General features: G+C 65.0%; 23 protein-coding genes and 2 riboswitches. Of the genes, 18 read left to right on the forward strand and 5 right to left on the reverse strand.

From position 1 onward, the window contains the following. The first annotated feature begins 1 nt into the window (after position 1). Together gatA and gatB are read left to right on the forward strand one after the other, a co-directional pair. Positions 2 to 1,618: an Asp-tRNA(Asn)/Glu-tRNA(Gln) amidotransferase subunit GatA gene (gene gatA, locus ACWA13_RS06635; protein ID WP_463937358.1), complete on the forward strand. Its 1,617-nt coding sequence runs from the start codon at positions 2 to 4 to the stop codon at positions 1,616 to 1,618. Then, on the forward strand, positions 1,619 to 3,124 hold the full coding sequence (gene gatB, locus ACWA13_RS06640; protein WP_463937359.1) for an Asp-tRNA(Asn)/Glu-tRNA(Gln) amidotransferase subunit GatB: 1,506 nt from the start codon (positions 1,619 to 1,621) through the stop codon (positions 3,122 to 3,124). A gap of 76 nt (positions 3,125 to 3,200) precedes the next feature. Here the strand turns inward: gatB and ACWA13_RS06645 are convergent, their stop codons facing one another. Further along, positions 3,201 to 4,118, reverse strand: coding sequence for a LysR family transcriptional regulator (locus ACWA13_RS06645; RefSeq protein WP_463937360.1), 918 nt, complete (start codon positions 4,116 to 4,118; stop codon positions 3,201 to 3,203). Between the two features lie 114 nt (positions 4,119 to 4,232). Between ACWA13_RS06645 and tdh the strand changes: the two genes are divergently transcribed. From tdh to ACWA13_RS06695, 10 genes are all read left to right on the forward strand, one after another. Next, positions 4,233 to 5,279: an L-threonine 3-dehydrogenase gene (gene tdh / locus ACWA13_RS06650; protein WP_463937361.1), complete on the forward strand. Its 1,047-nt coding sequence runs from the start codon at positions 4,233 to 4,235 to the stop codon at positions 5,277 to 5,279. An 8-nt stretch (positions 5,280 to 5,287) separates the two neighbouring features. Further along, positions 5,288 to 6,505, forward strand: coding sequence for a glycine C-acetyltransferase (locus tag ACWA13_RS06655; RefSeq protein ID WP_463937362.1), 1,218 nt, complete (start codon positions 5,288 to 5,290; stop codon positions 6,503 to 6,505). A 45-nt stretch (positions 6,506 to 6,550) separates the two neighbouring features. Further along, positions 6,551 to 7,657, forward strand: a complete 1,107-nt coding sequence (locus ACWA13_RS06660; protein WP_463937363.1) for an NAD(P)/FAD-dependent oxidoreductase — start codon at positions 6,551 to 6,553, stop codon at positions 7,655 to 7,657. Positions 7,658 to 7,668: 11 nt separating this feature from the next. Further along, entirely contained in the window at positions 7,669 to 8,883 is a 1,215-nt protein-coding gene (gene hutI / locus ACWA13_RS06665; RefSeq protein ID WP_463937364.1) for an imidazolonepropionase, read from the forward strand. A gap of 202 nt (positions 8,884 to 9,085) precedes the next feature. After that, positions 9,086 to 10,003: an SIS domain-containing protein gene (locus tag ACWA13_RS06670; RefSeq protein WP_463937365.1), complete on the forward strand. Its 918-nt coding sequence runs from the start codon at positions 9,086 to 9,088 to the stop codon at positions 10,001 to 10,003. 8 nt (positions 10,004 to 10,011) lie between these two features. After that, positions 10,012 to 10,962, forward strand: a complete 951-nt coding sequence (locus ACWA13_RS06675; RefSeq protein ID WP_463937366.1) for an ROK family protein — start codon at positions 10,012 to 10,014, stop codon at positions 10,960 to 10,962. Next, positions 10,959 to 11,912 (forward strand): 1-phosphofructokinase family hexose kinase, encoded by a 954-nt coding sequence (locus ACWA13_RS06680; protein ID WP_463937367.1) that lies wholly within the window; start codon positions 10,959 to 10,961, stop codon positions 11,910 to 11,912. The genes ACWA13_RS06675 and ACWA13_RS06680 overlap by 4 nt, the downstream gene beginning before the upstream one ends. Beyond that, positions 11,909 to 12,748 (forward strand): class II fructose-bisphosphate aldolase, encoded by an 840-nt coding sequence (locus tag ACWA13_RS06685; protein ID WP_463937368.1) that lies wholly within the window; start codon positions 11,909 to 11,911, stop codon positions 12,746 to 12,748. Before ACWA13_RS06680 ends, ACWA13_RS06685 begins: the two co-directional genes overlap by 4 nt. A 19-nt stretch (positions 12,749 to 12,767) precedes the next feature. Next, positions 12,768 to 13,571 carry a DeoR/GlpR family DNA-binding transcription regulator gene (locus tag ACWA13_RS06690; RefSeq protein ID WP_463937369.1) on the forward strand — a complete coding sequence of 268 codons (804 nt, stop codon included), beginning with the start codon at positions 12,768 to 12,770 and terminating at the stop codon, positions 13,569 to 13,571. 80 nt (positions 13,572 to 13,651) lie between these two features. Then, positions 13,652 to 14,497, forward strand: coding sequence for a CPBP family intramembrane glutamic endopeptidase (locus ACWA13_RS06695; RefSeq protein WP_463937370.1), 846 nt, complete (start codon positions 13,652 to 13,654; stop codon positions 14,495 to 14,497). A 90-nt stretch (positions 14,498 to 14,587) separates the two neighbouring features. Here ACWA13_RS06695 and ACWA13_RS06700 read toward each other — a convergent pair whose 3' ends face one another. Beyond that, positions 14,588 to 15,226, reverse strand: coding sequence for a VOC family protein (locus ACWA13_RS06700; RefSeq protein ID WP_463937371.1), 639 nt, complete (start codon positions 15,224 to 15,226; stop codon positions 14,588 to 14,590). Positions 15,227 to 15,362: 136 nt separating this feature from the next. Then, positions 15,363 to 15,478: riboswitch (SAM riboswitch) on the forward strand. 37 nt (positions 15,479 to 15,515) lie between these two features. On the opposite strand from ACWA13_RS06700, the gene ACWA13_RS06705 reads away from it, so the two are divergent. Together ACWA13_RS06705 and metX are read left to right on the forward strand one after the other, a co-directional pair. Then, the gene (locus ACWA13_RS06705) at positions 15,516 to 16,832 is read left to right on the forward strand and encodes a bifunctional o-acetylhomoserine/o-acetylserine sulfhydrylase (protein ID WP_463937372.1); all 1,317 of its coding nucleotides are present in this window, start codon (positions 15,516 to 15,518) and stop codon (positions 16,830 to 16,832) included. A gap of 84 nt (positions 16,833 to 16,916) precedes the next feature. Further along, positions 16,917 to 17,030: riboswitch (SAM riboswitch) on the forward strand. Positions 17,031 to 17,043: 13 nt separating this feature from the next. Next, complete coding sequence (gene metX, locus ACWA13_RS06710; RefSeq protein WP_463937373.1) at positions 17,044 to 18,183, forward strand: homoserine O-acetyltransferase MetX; 1,140 nt, start codon at positions 17,044 to 17,046, stop codon at positions 18,181 to 18,183. Between the two features lie 34 nt (positions 18,184 to 18,217). Here the strand turns inward: metX and ACWA13_RS06715 are convergent, their stop codons facing one another. Together ACWA13_RS06715 and ACWA13_RS06720 are read right to left on the reverse strand one after the other, a co-directional pair. Then, the gene (locus ACWA13_RS06715; protein ID WP_463937374.1) at positions 18,218 to 18,697 is read right to left on the reverse strand and encodes a hypothetical protein; all 480 of its coding nucleotides are present in this window, start codon (positions 18,695 to 18,697) and stop codon (positions 18,218 to 18,220) included. 61 nt (positions 18,698 to 18,758) lie between these two features. Further along, complete coding sequence (locus ACWA13_RS06720) at positions 18,759 to 19,607, reverse strand: SGNH/GDSL hydrolase family protein (protein WP_463937375.1); 849 nt, start codon at positions 19,605 to 19,607, stop codon at positions 18,759 to 18,761. A gap of 77 nt (positions 19,608 to 19,684) precedes the next feature. On the opposite strand from ACWA13_RS06720, the gene ACWA13_RS06725 reads away from it, so the two are divergent. Next, positions 19,685 to 20,335, forward strand: coding sequence for an alpha/beta hydrolase (locus ACWA13_RS06725; RefSeq protein WP_463937376.1), 651 nt, complete (start codon positions 19,685 to 19,687; stop codon positions 20,333 to 20,335). A 50-nt stretch (positions 20,336 to 20,385) separates the two neighbouring features. On the opposite strand, the gene ACWA13_RS06730 is transcribed toward ACWA13_RS06725, so the two are convergent. Then, positions 20,386 to 20,643 (reverse strand): RNA-binding S4 domain-containing protein, encoded by a 258-nt coding sequence (locus tag ACWA13_RS06730; protein ID WP_463937377.1) that lies wholly within the window; start codon positions 20,641 to 20,643, stop codon positions 20,386 to 20,388. A 33-nt stretch (positions 20,644 to 20,676) separates the two neighbouring features. Here ACWA13_RS06730 and ACWA13_RS06735 point away from each other — a divergent pair, with 33 nt between their 5' ends. The 3 genes from ACWA13_RS06735 to ACWA13_RS06745 all read left to right on the forward strand — a co-directional run bounded on the left by ACWA13_RS06735 (position 20,677) and on the right by ACWA13_RS06745 (position 24,225). Continuing rightward, positions 20,677 to 21,699, forward strand: coding sequence for a DMT family transporter (locus ACWA13_RS06735; RefSeq protein WP_463937378.1), 1,023 nt, complete (start codon positions 20,677 to 20,679; stop codon positions 21,697 to 21,699). Positions 21,700 to 21,813: 114 nt separating this feature from the next. Beyond that, on the forward strand, positions 21,814 to 23,199 hold the full coding sequence (locus ACWA13_RS06740; RefSeq protein ID WP_463937379.1) for a glycine--tRNA ligase: 1,386 nt from the start codon (positions 21,814 to 21,816) through the stop codon (positions 23,197 to 23,199). A 3-nt stretch (positions 23,200 to 23,202) separates the two neighbouring features. After that, positions 23,203 to 24,225 carry a GNAT family N-acetyltransferase gene (locus ACWA13_RS06745; RefSeq protein ID WP_463937380.1) on the forward strand — a complete coding sequence of 341 codons (1,023 nt, stop codon included), beginning with the start codon at positions 23,203 to 23,205 and terminating at the stop codon, positions 24,223 to 24,225. The last annotated feature ends 23 nt before the right edge of the window (positions 24,226 to 24,248 follow it).

The raw sequence follows: 24,248 nt of genomic DNA on the forward strand, positions 1-24,248 counted from the left end.
CATGACTGAATTGAACACCCAGGACGCGTCCGCGCTGATCCGTTCCTCCGCCGCCACCCTTGCCAGCAAACTGGCTGCCGGCGACGTCTCCGCCGTCGAAGTGACGCAGGCACACCTGGACCGCATTGCCGCCGTCGACGGTGGGGACCGCGGTGTCAACGCCTTCCTGCACGTGAACACGGAAGAAGCGCTCGCCGTTGCCGCGGAGGTTGACTCCATCCGTGCCGCAGGCGGGGCCGAGGCCGAAGGGCTGCATGCGCTGGCCGGCGTTCCCATTGCGGTGAAGGACCTGATTGTCACTGTCGGCCAGCCCACTACGGCGGGCTCGAAGATCCTCGAGGGATGGCACAGCCCGTACGACGCCACGGTAGTCAGGCGCCTCCGTGCCGCCCGGATGCCCATCCTCGGCAAAACCAACCTGGACGAATTCGCCATGGGTTCCTCCACGGAGCACTCGGCCTACGGCCCCACCCGCAACCCCTGGGACCTGGACCGGATCCCGGGCGGTTCCGGCGGCGGTTCCGCTGCCGCCGTCGCCGCGTTCGAAGCTCCGTTGGCCCTGGGCACGGATACAGGCGGCTCCATCCGCCAGCCCGGCGCGGTTACCGGCACCGTGGGCGTCAAGCCCACCTACGGCAGCGTTTCGCGGTACGGCGCCATCGCCATGGCGTCCTCACTGGACCAGATCGGTCCTGTTTCGCGTACTGTCCTGGACTCGGCTTTGCTGCACCAGGTGATCGGCGGGCACGATCCTTTCGACTCCACCTCGTTGCCGGACCCGCTGGCGGACCTTGTTGCTGCCGCGAGCATCGGCAACGTCGAGGGACTGCGGATCGGCATCATTAAGGAACTGCACGGCGAGGGCTACCAGGCCGGCGTCGAAAACCGCTTCAAGGAGTCGCTGGAGCTCCTCAAGGGTGCCGGCGCGGAGATCGTCGAGGTCTCCTGCCCCAACTTCCAGTATGCGCTGGGCGCCTACTATCTGATCATGCCGTCGGAAGCGTCGTCCAACCTGGCAAAGTACGACGGCGTCCGGTTCGGGATGCGGGTCCTGCCCCAGGATGCGCCACTCACTATTGAACGCGTCATGGGTGCCACCCGCGCCGCAGGTTTCGGCGATGAGGTCAAGCGCCGCATCATCTTGGGCACCTACGCCCTCAGCGCCGGCTACTACGACGCCTACTACGGTTCCGCGCAGAAGGTCCGGACCCTGGTGCAGCGCGACTTCGAGGCCGCCTTCGCCAAGGCCGATGTGCTGATTTCCCCCACGGCGCCCACCACGGCGTTCAAGCTGGGTGAGAAGCTGGATGACCCCTTGGCCATGTACCTCAACGACGTCGCCACCATCCCGGCCAACCTGGCCGGCGTTCCCGGACTTTCCCTCCCTGGTGGCCTGGCCGACGAGGACGGACTGCCTGTAGGCATCCAGTTGCTGGCCCCGGCCCGCCAGGACGCGCGACTCTACCGGGTAGGTGCTGTCCTTGAATCCTTGCTTGAAGCCAAATGGGGAGGCCCGCTGCTGGATCGGGCCCCCTCGCTGCCCGCCAACGTCGACGAGCCTGCCGCCTCGGTGGTCGAGCCTGTCGAGACCCTCATCGGAAGCCGGGAGGCAAAATAAATGACTGACGCAATCCTGAGCTTCGAAGAGGCCATGGCGAAGTACGATCCCGTGCTGGGCTTTGAAGTGCACGTGGAGCTGAACACCAAGACCAAGATGTTCTCCTCCGCGCCGAACGTCTTCGGCGACGAGCCCAACACCAACGTCAATGAAGTGGACCTGGGCCTGCCCGGTGTCCTTCCAGTGGTGAACAAGACGGCCATCGAGTCCTCTATCAAGATCGGCCTGGCGCTCAACTGCAAGATCGCCGAGAGCTGCCGCTTCGCCCGGAAAAACTACTTCTACCCGGACACCCCGAAGAACTTCCAGACGTCCCAGTACGACGAACCGATTGCCTACGACGGCTACCTGGACATCGAGCTCTCCGACGGCACTGTCTTCCGCGTGGAAATCGAACGGGCCCACATGGAGGAGGACGCCGGCAAGCTGACCCACTTGGGCGGGGCGGCCGGCCGCATCCAGGGCGCCGACTATTCGCTGGTGGACTACAACCGTTCAGGTGTGCCGCTGGTGGAAATTGTCACCAAGCCCATCGAGGGGGCCGGGTCCCGCGCTCCGGAACTTGCCAAGGCCTACGTTGCGGCCGTCCGGGAAATCGTGAAGAACCTTGGCGTTTCCGACGCCAGGATGGAGCGCGGCAACGTCCGTTGCGACGCCAACGTGTCCCTGCGTCCGCACGGCCGGGAACGGTTCGGCATCCGCTCCGAAACCAAGAACGTCAACTCCCTGCGCGCCGTCGAACATGCTGTCCGTTACGAAATCCAGCGGCACGCCGCCGTCCTGGATGCCGGCGAGCCGGTTGTCCAGGAAACCCGGCACTGGCACGAGGACACCCGGACCACCACGTCCGGCCGTCCCAAGTCCGACGCCGACGACTACCGCTACTTTCCGGAGCCGGACCTGGTGCCGGTCGTGGCTTCGCGCGAATGGGTTGAGGAACTCCGCGCAACGCTTCCCGAGCCGCCGGCCGAGCGCCGTAAGCGCCTGCAGGCCGACTGGGGCTATTCGGACCTGGAGTTCCGCGATGTGGTGAACGCCGGCGTCATGGACGAGATCGAAGAGACAATTGCTGCCGGAGCTTCGGCCACCGTGGCACGCAAGTGGTGGATGGGTGAGATCGTCGGTCGTGCAAAGGCAGCTGACGTTGATCCCGGCCAGTTGGGCGTCCAGCCTGCCACGATCGTGGAACTCAGCAAGCTGGTGGAAGCCGGCAGCATCAACAACAAGATGGCCGTTGAGGTCCTGGATGCCGTCCTGGCCGGTGAGGGCACGCCGGCCGACATCATCGACAAGCGCGGCCTCGCGGTTGTCTCTGATGACGGACCCCTTCTTGAGGCAATCGATACCGTCCTGGCTTCCCAGCCAGACGTGGCGGACAAGATCCGCGGCGGCAAGGTGCAGGCTGTCGGCGCGATCGTGGGCGGCGTGATGAAGGCTACCCGCGGGCAGGCGGACGCCGGACGCGTTCGTGAGCTGATCCTGGAGAAGCTGGGCGTCACCGTCTAGCTACCCAAGCCCAAGTAGCTCGCATTTAACGCTCTCAAAGCAGTCTTTGACGACGTTAACTGCGAGCTACCTGGGTTTAACGGGCAGCCGCGGCCAGTTCGCTCATTACCGCCCGCAACCCGTCGCAGACCGTCAGGACGGATTGGCGCTTCAGCGTCTCGGGCCGGGACAGCACGTCGATCTTCCGCAGCGCGTTCACCCCGGTCAACGGCCGCAGCACTACGCCCGCGTCGAGCACCCGGCGCGAAGTGAACCGGGGGAGCAGGCCTATGGCACCGCCGTCGGACACCAGCGCCGCGACTGTGGAGTAATCGTTGATCCGGTGCAGCACCTTCGCGGGCCGCCCGCTGACGGCAACGACGGCGGCCAGCACGTCAGCGGGCGAGTAGCCCGGGCGGCTGGTTACCCAGGGCTCCGCGACGACGTCATCCGGCGTCAGGATGTGGCGGTCAGACAGTGCGTGTCCGGCCGGGAGCGCCACGTCCAGCGGTTCGTCGGCCAGCGGGATCACTGTCACCTTCTCTTCCGGCCAGGGCGGGCTGTTGTCGAGCCGGTGGGCCAGCACCAGGTCGTAGCGGGCGGTCAGTCCGGGGAAATCTTCCTGTGCAACGTCCTCGTCGGCAAGGCGCAGTTCCGGGGTGGTCCCGTGCGTCCCAAGCACGCCAAGAAGCGGCGCGAAAAGCGCCTGCCCCGCACTGTGGAAGGCGCTGATGGAGACCGGCATTCCCGGGGATTCGTGATAGGCGCCGATCGCTGCCCGCGCATCTGCCATGGCATTTACGACGGCGGCACCCGCCTCGGCGAGCACTCGTCCGGCATCAGTGAGGACCAGTACCCTGCCTTCCTTGCGGGTGAGGGGAACCTCCACTGAGCGCTGCAGCAGCGCCAACTGCTGCGAAACGGCCGACGGCGTCACCATCAGGGTTTCGGCTACAGCCTTGACACTGCCCAGGTCACCGAGTTCGCGAAGCATCTGCAGCTGGGAGATTTCCATTAGCAAATACTAAACCGTTGCTTCAGTAAATTTCGTTTGTGCTTAATGCTCAGCAGGGATTCAATGGTCTCACCACGGCAGCAGAGCGGCTGCCCCCCTGCACGTTAGGAACCCATGAAGGCTCTCTACAAGTCCGGCCCGCACGCCGGCTTCGAACTCGTTGACCGTCCTGAACCCGAAGCAGGGGCAGACGACGTCAAGATCCGGGTTATCACCACCGGCATTTGCGGCACCGACCTGCACATCCAGTCGTGGGATGCCTGGGCGCAAGGCATCATCGAAGCTCCGTTGATCGCCGGCCATGAATTTTACGGCGAAGTGGTGGAGGTAGGTGCGGACGTCCGCGACGTCAAAGTGGGCGACCAGGTATCCGGGGAAGGCCATATTGTCTGCGGGATCTGCCGGAACTGCCGGGCAGGGCGTCGCCAGATGTGTATCCATACGGTATCAGTGGGCGTGCAGCGTGACGGAGCCTTCGCCGAGTTCGTGGTGATTCCGGAGACCAACGTCTGGGTCCACCAGGATGCCTCGGTCACCCCCGAACTCGGTGCCATCTTCGATCCCTTCGGCAATGCTGTCCACACTGCGCTGAGTTTCCCCCTGGTGGGCGAGGACGTGCTCATCACCGGAGCCGGGCCCATCGGGCTGATGGCCATCGCCGTAGCCCGCCATGCGGGGGCGCGGAAGATCGCCATCACCGACGTCTCCGCACCCCGCCTGCAGCTGGCCCGCAGTCTCGGCGCGGACCTTGCCATCGACGTTTCCACCACGAGGGTCAAGGAAGCGCAGCAGGCGCTGGGTATGCGCGAGGGTTTCGACATCGGCCTGGAAATGTCCGGCCACCCCACGGCGCTGCCTGAGATGATCGACAATATGAACCACGGGGGACGCATCGCCATGCTGGGCCTGCCCAGCCAGTCCATAGACATCGACTGGGGCAAGGTGGTCACCCACATGCTGACCCTCAAGGGCATCTACGGCCGGGAAATGTTCGAGACCTGGTATGCCATGAGCGCCATGCTGTCCTCCAACCCCGCCCTGCACGCCACGATCTCGGCAGTGGTGACGGACAAGCTTTCCGCCACGGAATGGGAACGGGGCTTTGACATCGCCCGGGCCGGCACCGGCGGCAAAGTTGTCCTCGACTGGACCGAACTCTAAGGAGCACCATGTACACGTCACTGAAGGATGAGCTCGAGGAAGAGCTGGCTGGCCTGCGCACTGCCGGCCTGTTCAAGACCGAGCGCCACATTGATTCACCCCAGGCCGGCCACATCAGCGCCGGACAGCTCGGCGCCCCGGCCCGCCCGGTACTTAACTTCTGTGCCAACAACTATCTGGGCCTGGCCGACCACCCGGAGATCATCGCGGCGGCCAAGGAAGCCCTGGACTCGCGAGGCTTCGGGATGGCCTCGGTCCGCTTCATCTGCGGGACCCAGGACCTGCACCTGGCACTGGAAGCAAGGGTCTCCCGATTCCTGGGCACCGAGGACACCATCCTTTTTTCAAGCTGCTTCGACGCCAACGGGGGAGTCTTCGAATCACTCTTCGGCCCGGAGGACGCCATCATTTCCGATGCCCTGAACCATGCGTCGATTATCGACGGCATCCGGCTATGCAAGGCCAGCCGCTACCGCTACGCCAACCGGGACATGGCCGAGCTTGAGGCACGGTTAATCGAGGCAACCGGCGGGGCCAACCCGGCCCGCCGCACGATCATTGTCACGGACGGCGTTTTCTCCATGGACGGCTACCTGGCCCCGCTGGAAGCGATCTGTGACCTCGCTGACAAGTACGGCGCCCTGGTCATGGTGGACGACTCGCACGCCGTAGGCTTCATGGGCTCCACCGGCGCCGGCACTCCGGAACACGCGGGAGTCTCCGATCGGGTGGACATCTACACCGGCACGTTCGGTAAGGCCCTGGGCGGAGCGTCGGGCGGCTACGTCTCGGGCCGCAGCGCCATCGTCGCCATGCTGCGCCAAAAGGCCCGGCCGTACCTGTTCTCCAACTCGTTGGCGCCCTCGATCGTCGCGGCGACCCTGACGGCCCTGGACATGGTGGAGAACTCAGGGGAGTTGCGCAGCCGCCTCTTCGAGAATGCGGCCCTCTTCCGCAGCAGGATGGTTGAGGAAGGTTTTGAGCTGCTTGATGGCGAGCACGCCATCATCCCGGTGATGTTCGGCGATGCCGTGATGGCGGCCAGGGTTGCTGACCACATGCTGGGCGACGGCGTCTTCGTCACCGCCTTCAGCTATCCGGTGGTCCCGAAGGATGCCGCCCGCATCCGTGTCCAGTTGTCCGCAGCCCACAGCGCGGAAGACGTGGAGCGCTGCGTCCAGGCCTTTGTTGCCAGCCGTGCGGCGATCGCGGGGCAGGACTCCTAAAAAAGTTCGACGGCGGCACGCACCTGGGTCTGCAAGGATGGTGCCATGGCGGCGAACTATGACGTGGTAATCGTTGGCGGCGGCGTTGCCGGACTCTCTCTTGCTTCGGCCCTGGCGGGGGAGTGTTCTGTTGCCGTGGTGGAGGCCGAACAGGAGCTGGCTTACCATTCGTCCTCCCGCTCCGCCCGCCAGCTCATCCCCAGCTATGGTCCGCACGTCGTGCAGGAGCTAACCCTCCGGACCCTGGAACTGATGGCAGCTCGGGACACCGAGCTGGAATCCGGCCAAGTGTTGTCGCCGCGTGGATTTATGCTGATCGGTTCTCTGGCAGACGTAGCGGCCCGGGCCAGCGGCCAGATGGAAGCCATAAGCCACCCGGCTGCCATGGCGCTCTGCCCGGTCCTGCGTCCGGAGTGGTTCGAGGCCGCCGGCTTCGACTCGGGTTCGTTTGCCTGTAATGCACCCCTCCTCATCGAGGATCATCGGCAGCGCGCCATCGCCGCCGGAGCCGAGATCATCACCGGTGCCCCGGTGCATTCTGCACAGCCTCTCGGCAGCGGTTGGCAGATCGGGGCCGGCCAGGAAGCACTTCATGGCGCAGTGATGGTCAATGCTGCCGGAGCGTGGGCTGACGAACTGGCCGTTATCAGTGGTGTGGAGCGGGTGGGCCTGCAGCCGTACCGGCGCACCGCGGCCATCGTCGACGTCGAAAATCCCCTGGCTCCAGCCTCACCAATGGTTGCCGCGGCGGATGACACCTTCTACTTCCGGCCGGAGGATGGCGGTGTGCTGATCTCCCCGGCGGAGTCCCGGCCCAGCGGTCCGGAGGATGCCCAGCCGCGGACGGCGGACGTCGACGGCGTGGTGAACAGGCTTAACCAGGCAACCACATTGGGGATCAGGACTGTTCGCCGCGCCTGGACCGGTCTGCGCACCTCGCCTGCAGATGGGATACCGGTGGTGGGCTTCGACGCCGAGGCGCGCGGCTTTTTCTGGTTGGCCGGCCAAGGGGGCTATGGCTTCCAGACGTCGTCGGCAATCGCCGAACTTGCGGCAGATCTGATCCTCGGCCGCGATTCCAGCAGGGAAGCGCGTCCGGAATCCCGGACGGCACAACTGCTGGATCCGGCCCGGTTGTCCATCCGACGCTGAAGAATGTCCCTATGAGCACTCTGATCACCAACATCGGCGAACTGATGACCCAGGATGCCGACGGCCGCATCCTCCACGACGCAGCGGTGGTGTTTGAGGGCGAACGCATTTCCTGGATCGGTTCCGCAGCCACTGCCCCGCCGGCAGACGAGGCCGTGGACGCCGGCGGCCGCGCCGTCCTTCCGGGCTGGGTGGACTCCCACACGCACCTGGTGTTCGCCGGCGACCGCACCGCCGAATTTACCGCCAGGATGGCCGGCGAGGAGTACACCGCAGGCGGCATTGCGGTGACCACGGGCGCCACCAGGGCCACTTCCGACTTCGATCTGACCCGCCTGCTGCTGGGCCGCGTGGCGGAAGCAGCCTCGCTGGGCACAACCTACATCGAAACCAAGACCGGCTATGGGCTGGATGTCGAGCACGAGGCCAGAAGTGCCCGAATCGCGTCCACCGTGGTTGACGAGGTGACGTTCCTGGGCGCCCACCTTGTTCCCAAGGGTATTTCCGCCGCGGACTATGTTGACCTGGTCTGCGGTCCCATGCTGCAGGCCGTCCGGCCCTACGTTTCCTGGGCTGATGTCTTCTGCGAAACCGGAGCCTTCGACGCCGAGCAGTCCCGGCGGGTCCTTGAGGCCTGCAAGTCTGCCGGACTTGGCCTGCGTGTGCATGGCAACCAGCTGGGCGAGGGGCCTGGTGTCCAGTTGGCCGTCGAGTTCGCCGCTGCCAGCGTGGATCACGTCAACTACCTGGCAGACGCCGATTTCGATGCCCTCGCCGGCAGCTGGTCAGGGGGCAGCCGCGGGACGGTAGCAACCTGCCTCCCGGCCTGCGACCTGTCCACCCGCCAGCCCTTGGCTCCCGCCCGGCGTCTCCTCGATTCCGGTGTTCCGGTGGCACTGGCCTCCAACTGCAACCCGGGCACTTCCTACACCAGTTCCATGGCCTACTGCGTTACCACAGCGGTGCTGCAGATGGGCCTGTCGGTAGCGGAAGCAGTGCGCGCTGCCACGTACGGTGGCGCGCTGGCCCTGCACCGGGAAACGGGTGAGGACGTTGATGGCGTACGCGCGGTGGGTTCGCTGGCCGTGGGACATCGGGCGGACCTGCAGATGCTGAATGCGCCGTCAGCCACGCATCTTGCCTACCGGCCGGGGATGCCACTGACCCGCGCGGTATGGCGCGCCGGCGCCCGTACGCCCTTGCACGGCAGCCAGTCCAGGCGCTGAGCCGCTGCCGGGCCTACCCGGTGCCATTTTCGTTCCCCGGGTTGCCGTCACTTCGGCGTCCGCAGCTGCCTGCTGCCCTTTTCGGAAATGTTCGCCATGATTCTTGTTAGATAGTTCTTGCTCGTTTACTGTTTGTATCAGTCAGAATACGTCACTGACGTTTCATTCTGACGTCACTTACGGCCGTTAAAGGAGCATTCTCATGACGCAAGGCACGCCAGGAGCATTCATGGAGGAGGAACTCACCTCCCAGCCCGAGATGTGGCAGCGTGCCATTGCCCAGGCGGCACGCGAGGAGCTCCTGCCCGCGGACGGCGAGCGCGTGGCAGTGCTGGGATGCGGCACGTCATGGTTCATGGCCCAGAGCTACGCCCGGGCGCGTGAATCCAGCGGCAAGGGCCTGACCGATGCCTTTGCTGCCTCTGAAGCCTTCCTGAACAACAACAGTCCGGCACGTACTTACGACGCCGTTATCGCCATTACGCGTTCCGGCACCACCACGGAAGTACTTGAGCTCCTCGGCGCGCTCAAGGGGAAAGTCCGCACCATTGCCCTGATCGGTGACCTCCACTCGCCCATCGTCGGCCTCGCCGACGCGGTGATTGGACTGCCTTACGCGGACGAGCAGTCCGTGGTCCAGACCCGCTTCGCCACCTCGGCGCTTGCCTACCTGTTGGCCAGCCTGGGGGAGGATCTGGACCAGGCGGTGGTCGAGGCCCGTGCCGCCGTCGTTGAACCCACCCCGCCAGAGCTCCTGGAAGCCGGGCAGTTCACCTTCCTTGGCCGTGGCTGGACGGTTGGCCTGGCCCATGAGGCTGGCCTGAAGATGCGTGAAGCAGTGCAGGACTGGACGGAAGCTTACCCGGCCATGGAATACCGCCATGGCCCCATATCCATAGCGTGCCCGGGCCGGGTTACCTGGCTCTTCGGAGAACAGCCGGAGGGCCTGGACCAGGACATGGCGGCCACCGGAGCGCTGTATATCAACACCGGCAAGCACCCTCTGGCCGAGCTTGCCCGTGTCCATAAGGTGACCCTGGACCGGGCCCGGGCCCGTGGACTGAACCCGGACCTGCCCCGCAACCTGACGCGTTCTGTCATCCTCGGCGCCTCAGCCTAGGAAGCGGCATGGTCCTTGGAGCCGCAGAGTCCGCGGTGCTTGCGTTCGACGTCGGCGGCACGGATCTCAAAGCGGGCATTATCGATACTGACGGCAGCGTCCTTGGGATGCGCCGGGTTCCCACCCCGCGCGATCCGGCCCGCCCGGCCGACGCCATCCTGGACCGGCTGGCGGAACTGGCCGGGGACTTGGCAGCCGAATTTCCGGCGACCACGATTGCGGCAGCGGGCGTTGTTGTGCCGGGGATCGTAGATGAAGTGGCCGGCATTGGCAGCTATTCGGCCAACCTGGGCTGGCGGAACTACCCGTTCGCCGCAGAAGCGGGGCGCAGGCTGGGAGTCCCGGTGGCCTTTGATCATGATGTCCGTTCGGCCGCTGCCGTGGAACACCGCTACGGCGGCTCGCGGGAATTTGGTGACGTTGTGGTCATGGTGGTGGGCACCGGTATCGCGGCGGCCGTTTTCTCAGCTGGCCACCTGGTGACTGCAGCCGGCTTCGCGGGGGAACTGGGACATGCCCTGGTACCGGATCCGGACGGTGCCGGCAGCACCATCCTTGAAGCCGTAGGTTCCGCCGGCGGCATTGCCGGACGCTACCGGGCGGCAACAGGTGAAGCGGTCCCCGGGGCCAGGGACGTGCTGGAGCGGGGACGCTCCGGAGATGCTGTGGCGGCCCGGATCTGGGCGGATGCCGTGGACGCGCTGGCGTTCACCATCTGCCAGTGCGTCAGCATCATCGGCACCGAGGCAGTGGTGATCGGGGGCGGTCTGGCTGAAGCCGGCGAGGAACTCCTGGAACCCGTCCGGAAGCGCGTGGACGAGTTGTTGGACTTCCATCGCCGTCCGGTGATCCTCCGTGCCAGGTTGGGCCAGGACGCCGGGCTTCTCGGCGCCGCCCTGAAGGCCCGCAAGCTGCTGGCGGACCCGGGGCGCGCGCGCCGTAAAGGGGGCTGTCAGTGAATCGGATTATTACCGTGACGCCGAACCCCGCGGTGGACGTTACCTATCACGCGGCGGGAATCGTCCCCGGCGGAAGCCACCGTGTGGAGGCGCCGCAGAGCCGCGCCGGAGGCAAAGGCATCAACGTCGCCAGGGTGGCCCACCAACTGGGCAACGACGTCCTGGCCATTGCGCCTTGCGGTGGCAGCACGGGCACGGAATTCTCTGCGGACATTGCCGGTTCAGGAGTTGCGCACCGTCTGGTCCAGGTGCAGGTTCCAATGCGCCGCAGCGTTGCCTTGGTGGACACCGAGGGCGGGCAAACCACCATCTTCAACGAAGCCGGCCGGCCGCTCCGGCCGGAGGACTGGCGAAAGCTGGCAGAGGCCGTCGTGGCCGGCCTCAGCGGTGAGGACGGTTATCCGCCCGGCGTGCTGGTGGGCTCCGGAAGCCTCCCACCAGGGGCGCCTGCCGATTTCTACGCTTCGCTCGTGGCACTGGCCGCAATGGCCGGGATTCCGGCCATCATCGACACCTCAGGGCCAGGTATCCTCTCAGCTGCGGCAGCCGGTGCGGACCTCCTCAAGCCCAACATCGACGAACTGCTTGAAGCTACGGGAGAAACAAACCCCGTCCCTGCCGCCCGGAGGCTCCTTGCCCTCGGCGCCCGGCGCGTGCTGGCAAGCGCCGGGGAACAGGGGATGCTCCTGTTTGATGCAGCCATGCCTGGCCAGTACCTCACGGCACGGCTTCCCAAGCCCCTGACCGGCAACCCCACAGGAGCCGGAGACGCGGCCGTGGCCGCTGCCGCCGTCCTGCTGGCCGGCGGCAATACCGACGCTGAAGCACTTCTCCGGGCAGCGACGGCCTGGTCCGCAGCCGCCGTTCTGATGCCTGCCGCCGGTGAGATATCGCCGTCGTACCGGGACTTTGAAAGTCAGCTCATTCTGTCCCGGAAGGACACCGTATGACACTGGTTAATACCCGTGAGCTGGTCCAGGATGCTGCGGCCCGTGGCACCGGACAAGGCGCGTTCAACATTATCCACCTCGAAACGCTGGAGGGTTTGGTAGCCGGTGCAGAGGCGGCCGGCCTGCCGCTGATCCTGCAGGTCTCGGAGAACTGCGTTGCTTATCACGGCGGGCTTGAACCTCTCGCTGCAGCAGCACTGGCAGTCGCCAGGGATGCGGCCGTTCCCGTGGCCGTGCATCTGGATCACGCAGAGTCCGAAGAACTGGCGGTGCAGGCGGTGGAGCTGGGGTTCGGATCGGTGATGTACGACGGCGCCAGGCTGGCATATGCGGCAAACGTCGCCGCTACCCGGCGCATCGTGGAATACGCCCACGCCAGGGGTGTCTATGTGGAGGCGGAGCTGGGCGCGATCGGCGGAAAGGACGGCGCCCACGCGCCCGGGGTGCGGACGGATCCGGCCGAAGCGGCACAGTTCGTGGCAGCTACCGGTGTGGACGCGCTCGCCGTAGCAGTTGGCTCTTCGCACGCAATGACCCGCCGCAACGCCACACTGGACCTTGCCCTGATCGCCAGGCTGCGGGACGCATCGGCGGTTCCGCTGGTGCTTCATGGCTCGTCCGGAGTGCCAGATGACGTGCTCGTGGCAGCAATTCGGGCCGGCATGACTAAAATTAATGTATCCACTCACCTCAACGGGTTCTTCACGCGCGCCGTGCGGAACTACCTTGACGGCCATCCGGACGTGGTGGACTCGCGGACGTACTTAAAAGCAGGCCGGGAAGCATTGGTGCCGGAGGCCGCACGCTTGTTAACACTCTTTGCGAAAACCACATAGTCCACACCCGGAGGTAGTGATGACACGCACCGAAAGACTCACCGCAATCCTGGATCTCCTGGCCGAATCAGGCCAGGTGGACGTAGAGGACATTGTCACGCGCCTCGGGGTCTCGCCGGCAACAGCGCGCCGCGACCTGGACAGCCTGGCCAAGCAGCGGCTCCTCAGTCGCACCAGGGGTGGGGCAACCACGGGAGTGGTGTCCTATGACCTTCCTGGCCGGTACAACAGGGACGACCACGCCCAAGCCAAACACCAGATCGCCCTTGCAGCTTCCGCACTGATCAAGCCCGGCGCAGTGATCGGACTGAGCGGCGGAACCACCAGTACTGCCCTGGCGCAGGTACTTGCCACCCGGCCGGACTTAAATACCACCTCCCAGCGGGCAACGCTGACAGTGGTCACCAATGCCATCAACATCGCCTCGCAGCTGGCCGTCCGGCCCAACATCAAGATCATGGTCACCGGCGGCATCCTCAACCCCCGCTCCTACGAGCTGGTGGGGCCATACACGGACATCATCATGGAGAAGGTAGCGCTGGATATTGCCTTCGTTGGAGTCAACGGCATCGATCCGGAGTTCGGGCCCACCATCACTGACGAGGGCGAAGCCTCCGTCAATGCCCTGATGGCCAGGCGTGCGTCAGTTTCCTACGTCCTGGCCGATTCCTCGAAGGTGAGGAAGAGGGCGTTCGCTACCATGGCCGGCTACGAATTCCGACGATTGATCACCGATGCCGGGATATCCGCCAGGGACAAGGAAGCCTTTGAGGCCGGGGGCACCGAGGTGATCCTGGCTCCCACCGACTCGGAGGAGGACTGACCCGCCTCTCCTGGCGCACCCACGCCCCCGGCATAAAGCTCCTTCAGCGAACTGCCGGAAAGAACAGGCAAGATGGGAACATGCTGGTTACGTCCCGCCGTCGGTTGCGGTTTGAAGTCTGGATTGTCCTTGGCCTCTCGCTGGGCCAGTCAGCCGTGTATTCAGTGGTCCAGTTAATGGACAAGGTGAGCCGGGCTCCCTTGGCGGAGGGAACCTCCACCCTGAACCGTTCGCAAAGCAGCCGGGAATACTTTGACCTGACCTACCAGCTGCTGGACATCATCTTCGCGCTGGTGCCGGTGGCGCTGGTGCTGTTCTTCCTGAGCTCCGAGCGGCAGGGATCTGTTGCGGGCCTGGCCCCGGGCGCTGTCTCAAGAACTGCCCCGGGCATGTCTGCCCAGCCGATTCCGGGGCTGGAGAAAGGCAATCCGCCGTCGGTATTCCGCCGGCTCGGCATGGACGCCACCAGGCCGTGGCGGGATCTCCTGCAGGGCGCCGGCCTCGCTGCGCTGATCGGGATCCCTTCGCTGGGCCTGTATGCCGCGGGCAGGGCGCTGGGAATCACCACGGCCATCATCCCCAGCGCGCTGGACGCCTACTGGTGGACCGTTCCCGTTCTGATCCTGTCTGCTCTCAGGCACGCGCTTGTTGAAGAGGTCATTGTGGTGGCGTACCTCCTGGAGCGGTTCGGCCGGTTCGGCTGGAGCGTGCCGGTGGCCATCCTGCTGAGCTCCGTGCTGCGCGGCAGCTACCATCTCTACCAGGGCTTCGGGCCGTTCATTGGCAATGTGGTGATGGGCATGATATTCGCCTGGCTATACACCAGGACCGGGCGGGTGATGCCGCTGATTGTCGCCCATGCCCTGCTGGACATCGTGGCGTTCGTCGGGTTCAGTCTGATGGGGAGCGCGATCGGGCTCGGCTGAGTTATTGACTCTGCCGTTAAACGAATTCGGCCGCCGGTTGCGGGTGGCATCATTGGCACCCGCAACAGGCGGCCGAAGCATTGGAAATGATCAGATGGTCACGGCGCCGGATGCTGTTTCGAACGTGACAGACAGGATACCGGGGGTACCGTGCGGTGCCATCCAGTCGACGGAAACGTCCTCAAGGGGCTTCTCCACCGGTTCGCCCAGCCACTCGGTGACGCGTTCGGCGGAACCGGCGATGGTGAGGCTGGACATCTTGACGCCGCTCTCGTACGCGTTGGACGGGTGCAGGCCGGGATCACCCTCCCACTTGAGCAGGTACGGCACCTGAGGATCGGCAATGAGCCCCAGGATTCCGATCTGCTTCCACACGAGTTCGCGGCCATCCGGAAACTTGCGGTTGCCGTTTACGGCCGAGCGGCCGAGCCTGGCCTCAAAAGGAGTCAGATCCTCCACTTCGACGCACCAGCCCATCCAGCCGCCGCCGGCGGCGGAGCGGGCGCGGACCGCCTGGCCAAAGGGGGCCTTGTCTGACGCAGGGTGGTCAAGCACTTCCACTACTTCAAGGTACTTGTGGCCGGCCAGCGGAAAAATCATGTTCCGGGTGCCAAAGCGGGGGTGGACTCCGCCCTTCACAGCGTCGACCCCCAGTGCAGCGGAGATGCGTTCGGTGGTGGCAGCGAGGCCATCGTGTTCACAGGCGTAAGAGACGTGATCCATGCGCATGCCTTCATCTTGGCACTTTGTGATCCGCCTCTCAGCTAAGGGTAGCCTTAGCTGCTTGCTCCTCCTGAATCTGGCATTGGGAGAAAGTTCGTCACAATTCTGGTCATCCCACTGCCTGCTTCCTACACTGGGTCCAGGTCATGAGTGCCAGCGTTTTGCCCCGGCTTGCTGGCCGGCAACCCTCCATCCGCGGTGGGGTGCCCCGGGTGAAGACCGGGCTGTCCGGCAACCGCCGGGCGGCAAGCGCGCCCCGGCCCATGAGGGGACCGGGCATTCTCCAGGAGCTTCAATGTCCAATGCATGGTCCTTCGAAACCCGCCAGATCCACGCAGGCCAGGAGCCGGACGCCGCAACCGGCGCCAGGGCACTGCCCATCTACCAGACCACCTCGTTCGTCTTCCCGTCCGCCGAGAGCGCGGCCAACCGCTTTGCCCTCAGCGAGCTTGCACCCATTTACACCCGGATCGGAAACCCCACCCAGGACGCGGTCGAACAGCGTATCGCCAGCCTGGAAGGCGGTCTTGGCGCCTTGCTGCTGAGTTCCGGCCAGGCGGCGGAAACCTTTGCCATCCTCAACGTCGCCGAGGCCGGCGATCACGTCGTGGCCAGTCCCAGCCTCTACGGCGGCACTTACAACCTCCTGGCGCACACGCTCAAGCGCTTCGGCATCTCCGTGACGTTCGTAGAGGATCCGGACAACCTGGACCAGTGGCGCGACGCCGTCCAGGACAACACCAAGCTCTTCTTCGGTGAGGTTGTGTCCAATCCCCGCCAGGACGTGTTGGACATCGAAGGTGTCGCTGCAGTGGCGCATGCCGCCGGGGTTCCGCTCATCGTGGACAACACCCTCTCCACGCCCTACCTGATCCGTCCCATCGAATGGGGCGCCGACATCGTGGTGCATTCCGCCACCAAATACCTCGGCGGGCACGGCACAGCAATCGCCGGCGTCATCGTCGATTCCGGGAACTTCGACTTCAGCAAGGATCCTGAACGCTTCCCCGGATTCAACACCCCGGACCCCAGCTACAACGGCCTGGTGTACGCCCGTGATCTCGGCGTCAACGGCATCCTCGGCGCCAACCTCTCCTACATCCTCAAGGCCCGCGTCCAATTACTCCGCGACCTCGGTTCCGCTGTGGCTCCGTTCAACGCCTTCCTCATTGCCCAGGGGCTGGAGACGCTGAGCCTGCGCGTGGAACGCCATGTCGCCAACGCCACCGCCGTGGCGAACTGGCTGGAGGCGAGGTCCGACGTCGAATCGGTCGCCTATGCCGGGCTGCCGTCCAGCCCGTGGTTCGAGCGCGGGCAGAAATACGGTCCGCGCGGAACCGGCGCAATCGTCGCCTTCAACCTTGCCGGTGGGGCCGAGGCAGGCAAGGCCTTTGTTGATGCGCTGGAGCTGCACTCCCACGTGGCAAACATCGGCGACGTACGCTCCCTGGTGATCCATCCGGCATCGACAACCCACAGCCAGCTTTCCCCGGAGCAGCAGGCCGTAGCCGGGGTGACCCCTGGACTGGTCAGGCTTTCGGTGGGCCTGGAGCACATCGACGACATCCTCGCGGACCTTGAGTCCGGCTTCAGGGCAGCCAAGGAAGCCTGAGTTCCCGCAGCGGAAAGGCGGAGCGTACGTCAAAAACGTCATACGCTTCGCCTTTTTGCTGCCGCGTTTCGTACAATCGTGGCAGGTCATGAGTGCCAGCAACAGCCCCGGCTTGCTGGCCGGCAACCCTCCTTCGCGGCGGGGTGCCCCGGGTGAAGACCTGGCCTGACGTCAGCCGACGCCAGGCAATCGCGAAGAAAAGGCTCCACTCATGACGATTACCGTCTCCCGCACTGCCGCTGCCGGCGCAGCACCCGCCGCCGGGCAGCTTGACGGGACCCTCCGTTACCACTCCATCGGCGGGCTGGACCTCGAAGGCGGAGGCCACCTCCCGGACGTCATCCTGGCTTACGAAACCTGGGGCCGGCTCAATGAGGACCGAAGCAACGCCGTCCTCATCGAGCATGCCCTGACCGGCAGCACCCACGTCACCCGGGGCGGCAGCGACGAAGAAGGCTGGTGGGAGCAGCTTGCCGGTCCCGGGGCGCCGGTTGATACGGACCGTTTCTTCGTTGTGTCGGTCAACATTGTGGGCGGTTGCTACGGATCTACGGGCCCCGCATCGCCTGCTCCGGACGGTAAACCCTGGGGTTCCCGCTTTCCGTTGATAACCCTGCGTGACAGCACCGAGGCGGAAGCCCGGTTGGCGGACCAGTTGGGGATCGATTCCTGGTACGCCGTGATTGGCGGATCCATGGGAGGCGCCCGCGCCCTGGAATGGGCAGTGACGTACCCGCAGCGGGTACAGCGCTGCGGCGTCATTTCCATCGGAGCGGCCAGCACGGCCGAACAGATCGCTTTTGCCCAGGCGCAGACGCTTGCCATCCGCCAGGATCCGCACTTCAGGGGCGGCGATTACTACAACGGTGCGCAGCCCGAAGCCGGGTTGGCTCTGGCACGCAGGATCGCCCACATCACTTACCGTTCGGCACTGGAACTTGACACCAGGTTCGGGCGGGAGGCGCAGGAGTCGGAATCTCCCCTGCAACAGCAGGCGTTGGGGGAGCGGGGCCGCTACCAGGTGGAAAGCTACCTTGACCACCAGGGAACGAAGCTGGTTAAGCGGTTCGACGCTAACAGCTACATCGTCATCACCGAATCCTTGATGAGCCACGATATCTGCCGGGGAAGGGGCGCCCTGCCGGATGTCCTGCGGCGGGTGACTGCCAAATTCTTCATTGCCACCGTGGATTCCGACCGGCTGTATTTCCCGGCGCAGTCCCAGGAACTCGCCGGGGCGCTGCCTGGCGATGTTCCGGTGCATGTCATTTCAGCGCCCATTGGGCATGACGGCTTCCTGACGGAGATTGGCCAGCTGGACCGGGAGCTCCGGAAGCATCTCTCGGCCTAAGCCGGCCCAGGCCCAAGGCGGCAGGAACGGTCCGCTAGCCCTTCATGATTTCGTCACGCTGGGCCATGTAGTCCTCCATGGCCAGTTCACCGGCACTGAACTTCGCATCCAGCTCCGCCAGCTTCCGGGCGCGGTAGCCCTGTGGAGCGGACGGAACAGCGGGAGTCGGCGGCGCAACGGGCGGCTGGGAGTCCCGTGGATTGGGCGTGGCCTGCTGTGGGGGAAGCTGTTCAGCCGCCGGCGCATCCTGCCACGCGGGAATGATGGGCGGCAGGTCCTGCCGGGGCTGGATCTGCCGGTAGGGACCTGCGAAGTAGTCCTGCTGCGTGTAGCCGTCCCGGTGCTGGGGCTGCCCGGGGGCGCCGGTGCCGGTGCCCGGGCCGCCGAATTCGCTGGGAGCGCCGGGCCCGCCGAAGTACCGCTCGTTCCGGCCCTTGGTGGAGCGCCGGTACCAGCGCATCAGGAACGGGATCAGGATGGACAGGATAATAATCCAGAAAAACAGGGAACTCACGGTGCCTGACCTCTCATCGGTGTACTCCCAGTTTAGTCCCGCAGAACTATTCCGGAGCCTTTCAGCGGTGAGCCACCTCGTCGGTTCCCTTCGGGCCTTCCCCCGAACCCAGGGGAACACCCGGACCAAAGACCGGGCCCGGCGTCGGGCGTTTTGCGCTGATGCCGTCACCGGAGGAACGGTTCCGTAGCCTCCGGACCACCCATGGGACAAAGTACTCCCTGGCCCAGACGAGGTCATTGGAACGGGCTTCCCGCCAGCTGCGCGGTGGCAGCGGCTTCGGTGCCAGCGGCTCCAGCGAGTGCTGGACGTTCAGCGAATCCAGCACCATGGCCGCAATAGTGTGGTGGCCCAAGGGGGAGAAGTGCAGCCGGTCGGCGTCCCACATCTGCGGATCGGCCAACTGGCGCAGTGACCACATATCGGCAATGACTGCGTCGTGGCGCGCGGCGACGGTGCGCAGGTTCTCGTTATAAATCGCCACCTTGCTGCGGACCCGGCTCAACACCGATGATCCGGTGTCGGGGCCATTGAACAGGACCACGGTGGCGCCGGTCGTGGCCAGGATTTGCACCACCGAGTCCAGCTTCGCGGCCAGGGCGTCAGGATCGCCGCCGGGCCGGATGAGGTCGTTCCCGCCGGCAGAAACCGTCACCAGATCCGGCTTCAGCGCGAGACAGGGCGCCAGCTGCTGGTCCACAATCTGCTGCAGCAGGCGCCCGCGGACAGCCAGGTTTGCGTAGGCGAAGTCTTCATGGCCCCTGCTGAGTTCCTCTGCCACACGATCGGCCCAGCCGCGATACGCTCCGGGCCGGGAAGGGTCGGGATCGCCGATCCCTTCCGTAAAGGAATCCCCGAGGGCAACGTAGCGGCCCCAGGGATGGGTTGGGATGGCTTCCAAATCACTCACGCCCCTATCCTGCCTTCTACACTTCAAGCTACGCCACCGTAGGTTGTTACCGGCGGGTAACTGTAAGAATGGGAACCATGACAAACGCCCACGTATTTCCTGATCCAGTTGTTGTGTGGTCCCAGCCGGAGGCGGACCGCGCAGGGAAGCCCCTGCTGGTGCTGCTGCACGGTTATGGTGCCAATGAACACGACTTGCTGAGCCTCGTGGACATGCTTCCCGCCGGGTTCGCCGTCGCCTCAGTGCGGGCGCCCATAGCCATGGGCGCAGGATTTACCTGGTTCCCGTTGACAGGCAACGTGGACTACTCGTTAGACGCAGTGAAAAAGGCAACAGAGCACGTGCAGGACTGGCTGGATACTGTCAGGGGCAACCACCCCTCAGTGACCCTGCTCGGATTCTCGATGGGCATGGCCATGGCCACCACGCTGCTGCGCTTCCGGCCCACAAACTATGCCGCCGTCGTCGGACTTTCCGGGTTCGTGGTGAATGCAGGCGGGGATACTGACTTCCACGACGACCAACTGGACGGAAGGGTGCCATTATTCTGGGGCCGGGACCAGCAGGATCCGGTGATCACGCCGGACAAGATCGAATACACCATGGGCTGGGTCCGGAACCACGTAAAGCTCACCAAAGTGCTGTACACCGGCATGTGGCACGGCATCAACCAGCAGGAAATCGGCCACGTGTCGGAGTTCCTCACACACGAGGTCCTGAAACCCTGACGACGGCGGCCCGGCAGGGGAGGCAGTGCCTTCTCCGCCGGGATGACGGGTCAGTCCGCGGCGGGAGCGGTGACACGCACCGTCCGGCCGTTGACAGTGACGGTATCGCCGTCGTGCAGCTGACGGCCGCGCCGCTCATCGATCTCGCCGTTGACCTTCACCAGCCCGTTTTTTATCAGCTCGGCCGCTTCCACGCCGTCTTCCACCAGGTCAGCCAGCTTCAGCAGTTGGCCAAGCCGGATCATATTGTCCCGCAGAGGAATTTCTTCAGTCGTGTTTACTTCGTTGGTGTCTTCATCCATGCCCATACAAACCATCATGCCCGAGACCTGGTCCCGCCCGTGACCGCGCGTGCACTCCCTGCCTTGGCCGGTCTGCCGCTCGCAGTTGCAGCCGGACTCGCCATCCCTGTCCAGGGCAGGATCAACGGGGCGTTGGGCGTGCGGCTCAACGATGGCATGGGTGCCGCCGTCGTCAGTTTCAGCACGGGGCTGTTGCTGATGCTGGTGGTTTCCTTCGCGTTGCCGGCCGGCCGGGCAAGCCTGGCCCGCGTCCTGCCGGCCATCCGGAACCGGGCCTTTCCCCGCATCTACGTCCTGGCCGGCACCATTGGTGCGCTGTTCGTCTTTGCTCAGTCCTTCACGGTCGGGATCATCGGAGTGGCACTGTTCACGGTGGCGACAGTCACCGGCCAAACGGTCAGCGGACTCCTGGTGGACAGCATGGGGATCGGCCCGGCCGGCCGAAGACGCCTCACGCGGATCCGGCTCCTGGGCTGCTTCCTGACGGTTGCGGCCGTGCTGCTGGCCGTGTCGCCGCGGTTAGGGACGGTAGGCGCCGGAGGTCCTGCAGCGACTTCCGACGGCGGTCCGGAGGCAGGCGGGCTGGCTGCCCTTCTGCTGGTGCTGCTTTTGCCGGTGCTGGCCGGCTTCATGATGAGTTTCCAGCAGGCGATGAACGGTACGGCCACCATGCACTACGGCAGCCCACTGGCGGCCACCCTGGTCAACTTCATCACCGGAGCCGCGGTGCTCTGGATCGCATGGCTGGTAAAGCTCGCAACCGCAGGCCCCGGCAATCCACTGCCGGGGGAGTGGTGGTACTACCTTGGCGGTCCCATGGGATGCATCTTCATTGGGGTGGGTGCCCTGCTGGTCCGCAGCCTGGGCGTCCTGCTCACCGGGCTGGGCATGATCGCCGGTCAGCTGGTCGGTTCACTGGCCCTTGACCTGGTCATTCCCACTGCCGGAACAGTGGTGGCACCGGCCACAGTGGCCGGCACCCTGTTGACGCTGGCCGCTATTATCCTCGCCACACTGCCCTGGCCACGGGGAGCTTTCGGGCGCCGTGGGCCGGTAGGCTAAGACACGCAGGTTTTCTGCAGTTTGTCCCACGCACCTCCCCGCCTGCATTTCGCCGGATCCGGGGCCAGAACCACGGACCGCACCCAGCGGCCCTGTAGAAATCGGAGTCTCCTCATGGCAGCAAAATCCGTCCTCGACCAGGTCATTTCCCTCTCCAAGCGGAGGGGCTTTGTGTTCCAGGCCGGTGAGATCTACGGAGGCTCGCGTTCTGCCTGGGATTACGGGCCCCTTGGTGCCGAGCTCAAGGAAAACATCAAGCGCCAGTGGTGGCAGTCCATGGTCCGTGGCCGCGAAGACGTAGTCGGCCTGGATTCTTCGGTGATCCTGCCCCGTCAGGTCTGGGAAGCCTCCGGCCACGTGGAGGTCTTCTCCGACCCGCTGGTCGAATGCCTTTCCTGCCACAAGCGCTACCGCGCGGACCACCTCGAAGAAGAGTACGAGGAAAAGAAGGGCCGCCCCGCGGAGAACGGGCTCAAGGACATCGCCTGCGCCAACTGCGGTACCCGCGGTGAATGGACCGAGCCCCAGGAGTTCTCCGGACTGCTCAAGACCTTCCTTGGCCCGGTCGCCAACGAAGAAGGCATGCACTACCTGCGCCCGGAAACCGCGCAGGGCATCTTCGTAAACTTCAACAACGTCCTCACCACGGCCCGGAAGAAGCCGCCGTTCGGCATCGGCCAGATCGGCAAGTCCTTCCGCAACGAGATCACGCCCGGAAATTTCATTTTCCGCACCCGCGAGTTCGAGCAGATGGAAATGGAATTCTTCGTCGAGCCCGGCACGGACGAAGAATGGCACAAGTACTGGATGAACGAGCGGATGTCCTGGTACACCGGGCTGGGCCTGCGGGAGGAAAACCTCCGCTTCTTCGAGCACCCGCTGGAGAAGCTGAGCCACTACTCCAAGGGCACCACGGACATCGAATACCGTTTTGGTTTCCAGGGCTCGGAGTGGGGCGAGCTGGAAGGCATCGCCAACCGCACGGACTTCGACCTCTCCACGCATGCGAAGGCCTCCGGCACGGACCTGAGCTACTTCAACCAAGCCACCAATGAACGCTACGTTCCGTACGTGATCGAGCCGGCCGCCGGCCTGACCCGTTCCTTTATGGCCTTCCTCATTGACGCGTACACCGAGGACGAGGCCCCCAACGCCAAGGGCGGCGTTGACGTCCGCACCGTCCTGAAGCTGGACCCGCGGCTGGCTCCGGTCAAGGCTGCTGTCCTGCCGCTGAGCCGCAACGAGGACCTTTCTCCGAAGGCCAAGGCCTTGGGCGCCCAGCTACGCAAAAACTGGAACATCGACTTCGATGACGCCGGTGCCATCGGTCGCCGCTACCGCCGTCAGGATGAGATCGGCACGCCGTTCTGCATCACCGTCGACTTCGACACCCTCGAAGACCAGGCCGTCACCATCCGTGAACGGGACACCATGGCGCAGGAACGCGTGTCCCTGGACAAGGTGGAAGGCTACCTGGCCGCACGACTGATCGGCGCCTGAGCAATGGCCATTGAATACCGTGAATGGCGCGACGGCGATGATCTCGCGCTGCTGGAAATCTGGGGCGACCCGGAAACGCACCAGGCGGGCCAGTTTCGCGGGGCACTCACCGACTCCTCGTCCGGCTCGGCAGGTTCCCCGTGGCGCCGCTGCATCGTGGCCGAGGACGTGGTGGACGGTATCGGTATCCCGGTGGCGGCCGGCGTCGTCTATGAGGCATCCCTGCACCCCGAGCGCCTGTGGGCCTACATCGAGGTGGCGCGGGACCACCGCCGCGCCGGCATCGGTGCCACGCTGCTGACCATGCTGCGCCGCGAAGCGCAGGAGTCGCCGTCGGGTGTTTCGCGGCTCCGGGCCAAGGTGCAGCCGGGAACGCCGGGCGCCGCCTTCGCTGAAGCTTTCGGGCTGACGCCGATCCAGCGTTCCCGCCTCGTCGTGGTGGATGCGGCGGCCCTGCGCCTGCCGGTCTTCCCCTCCTCCGGTGACGCCGCAGGAGGGTTGTCCAACGACGAAGACGCCGGCTCCGACGTCGTGATGGATCTGGCCACCGGTTCGGTGGAACTCACTGATGTAGTGGGCCGGTATTACAGCTCCATCCACGGCTGGGATTCTCCCGGTGCGTTGAGCATCGGGCAGGTCCAGAAGCTGTTCCTGGACGAGCTCACCGGAGCACATGGCGCGATCGTGCTGCGCGCGCGGCCCGAGTCAGCCTTCGGAAGTTCCGTCGCCCCCAGCCAAAAGGGCCGGATCCGTGCCTTTGCCGTGAGCTACGCAGAGGCCGGCCACGTGGAAGAAGCCCCAGGGACCGGGCAGCCCACGGACGTCTTCATCGGCCATGAGCCTGATCTTGATCCCGAGGACGCTGCGGAAGCTGTGCGTGACCTGTTGTCGCTGATCGCCTACCAGCATCCGGTGATGCTGGAACTGGATGATTCGATGACTGCCTCGCGTGCCGCCGTCGAACCTTTGCTTGCAGGTGGAAAGGCCCGGCTCGCGGTGCCTGAAACGCTGATCGTCTCCGATTGACCCGTCACCATCCAATGTCAAGC

Source organism: Pseudarthrobacter sp. TRD_SC_9 (genome assembly GCF_055361265.1).

What these genes read in the sequence shown, in the direction of transcription:
- gatA (WP_463937358.1), top strand. Translation starts at nt 2, where the DNA reads ATGACTGAATTGAACACCCAGGACGCGTCCGCGCTGATCCGTTCCTCC.
- gatB (WP_463937359.1), top strand. Translation starts at nt 1,619, where the DNA reads ATGACTGACGCAATCCTGAGCTTCGAAGAGGCCATGGCGAAGTACGAT.
- ACWA13_RS06645 (WP_463937360.1), bottom strand. Translation starts at nt 4,118, where the DNA reads ATGGAAATCTCCCAGCTGCAGATGCTTCGCGAACTCGGTGACCTGGGC.
- tdh (WP_463937361.1), top strand. Translation starts at nt 4,233, where the DNA reads ATGAAGGCTCTCTACAAGTCCGGCCCGCACGCCGGCTTCGAACTCGTT.
- ACWA13_RS06655 (WP_463937362.1), top strand. Translation starts at nt 5,288, where the DNA reads ATGTACACGTCACTGAAGGATGAGCTCGAGGAAGAGCTGGCTGGCCTG.
- ACWA13_RS06660 (WP_463937363.1), top strand. Translation starts at nt 6,551, where the DNA reads ATGGCGGCGAACTATGACGTGGTAATCGTTGGCGGCGGCGTTGCCGGA.
- hutI (WP_463937364.1), top strand. Translation starts at nt 7,669, where the DNA reads ATGAGCACTCTGATCACCAACATCGGCGAACTGATGACCCAGGATGCC.
- ACWA13_RS06670 (WP_463937365.1), top strand. Translation starts at nt 9,086, where the DNA reads ATGACGCAAGGCACGCCAGGAGCATTCATGGAGGAGGAACTCACCTCC.
- ACWA13_RS06675 (WP_463937366.1), top strand. Translation starts at nt 10,012, where the DNA reads ATGGTCCTTGGAGCCGCAGAGTCCGCGGTGCTTGCGTTCGACGTCGGC.
- ACWA13_RS06685 (WP_463937368.1), top strand. Translation starts at nt 11,909, where the DNA reads ATGACACTGGTTAATACCCGTGAGCTGGTCCAGGATGCTGCGGCCCGT.
- ACWA13_RS06690 (WP_463937369.1), top strand. Translation starts at nt 12,768, where the DNA reads ATGACACGCACCGAAAGACTCACCGCAATCCTGGATCTCCTGGCCGAA.
- ACWA13_RS06695 (WP_463937370.1), top strand. Translation starts at nt 13,652, where the DNA reads ATGCTGGTTACGTCCCGCCGTCGGTTGCGGTTTGAAGTCTGGATTGTC.
- ACWA13_RS06700 (WP_463937371.1), bottom strand. Translation starts at nt 15,226, where the DNA reads ATGCGCATGGATCACGTCTCTTACGCCTGTGAACACGATGGCCTCGCT.
- ACWA13_RS06705 (WP_463937372.1), top strand. Translation starts at nt 15,516, where the DNA reads ATGTCCAATGCATGGTCCTTCGAAACCCGCCAGATCCACGCAGGCCAG.
- metX (WP_463937373.1), top strand. Translation starts at nt 17,044, where the DNA reads ATGACGATTACCGTCTCCCGCACTGCCGCTGCCGGCGCAGCACCCGCC.
- ACWA13_RS06725 (WP_463937376.1), top strand. Translation starts at nt 19,685, where the DNA reads ATGACAAACGCCCACGTATTTCCTGATCCAGTTGTTGTGTGGTCCCAG.
- ACWA13_RS06730 (WP_463937377.1), bottom strand. Translation starts at nt 20,643, where the DNA reads ATGGGCATGGATGAAGACACCAACGAAGTAAACACGACTGAAGAAATT.
- ACWA13_RS06740 (WP_463937379.1), top strand. Translation starts at nt 21,814, where the DNA reads ATGGCAGCAAAATCCGTCCTCGACCAGGTCATTTCCCTCTCCAAGCGG.
- ACWA13_RS06745 (WP_463937380.1), top strand. Translation starts at nt 23,203, where the DNA reads ATGGCCATTGAATACCGTGAATGGCGCGACGGCGATGATCTCGCGCTG.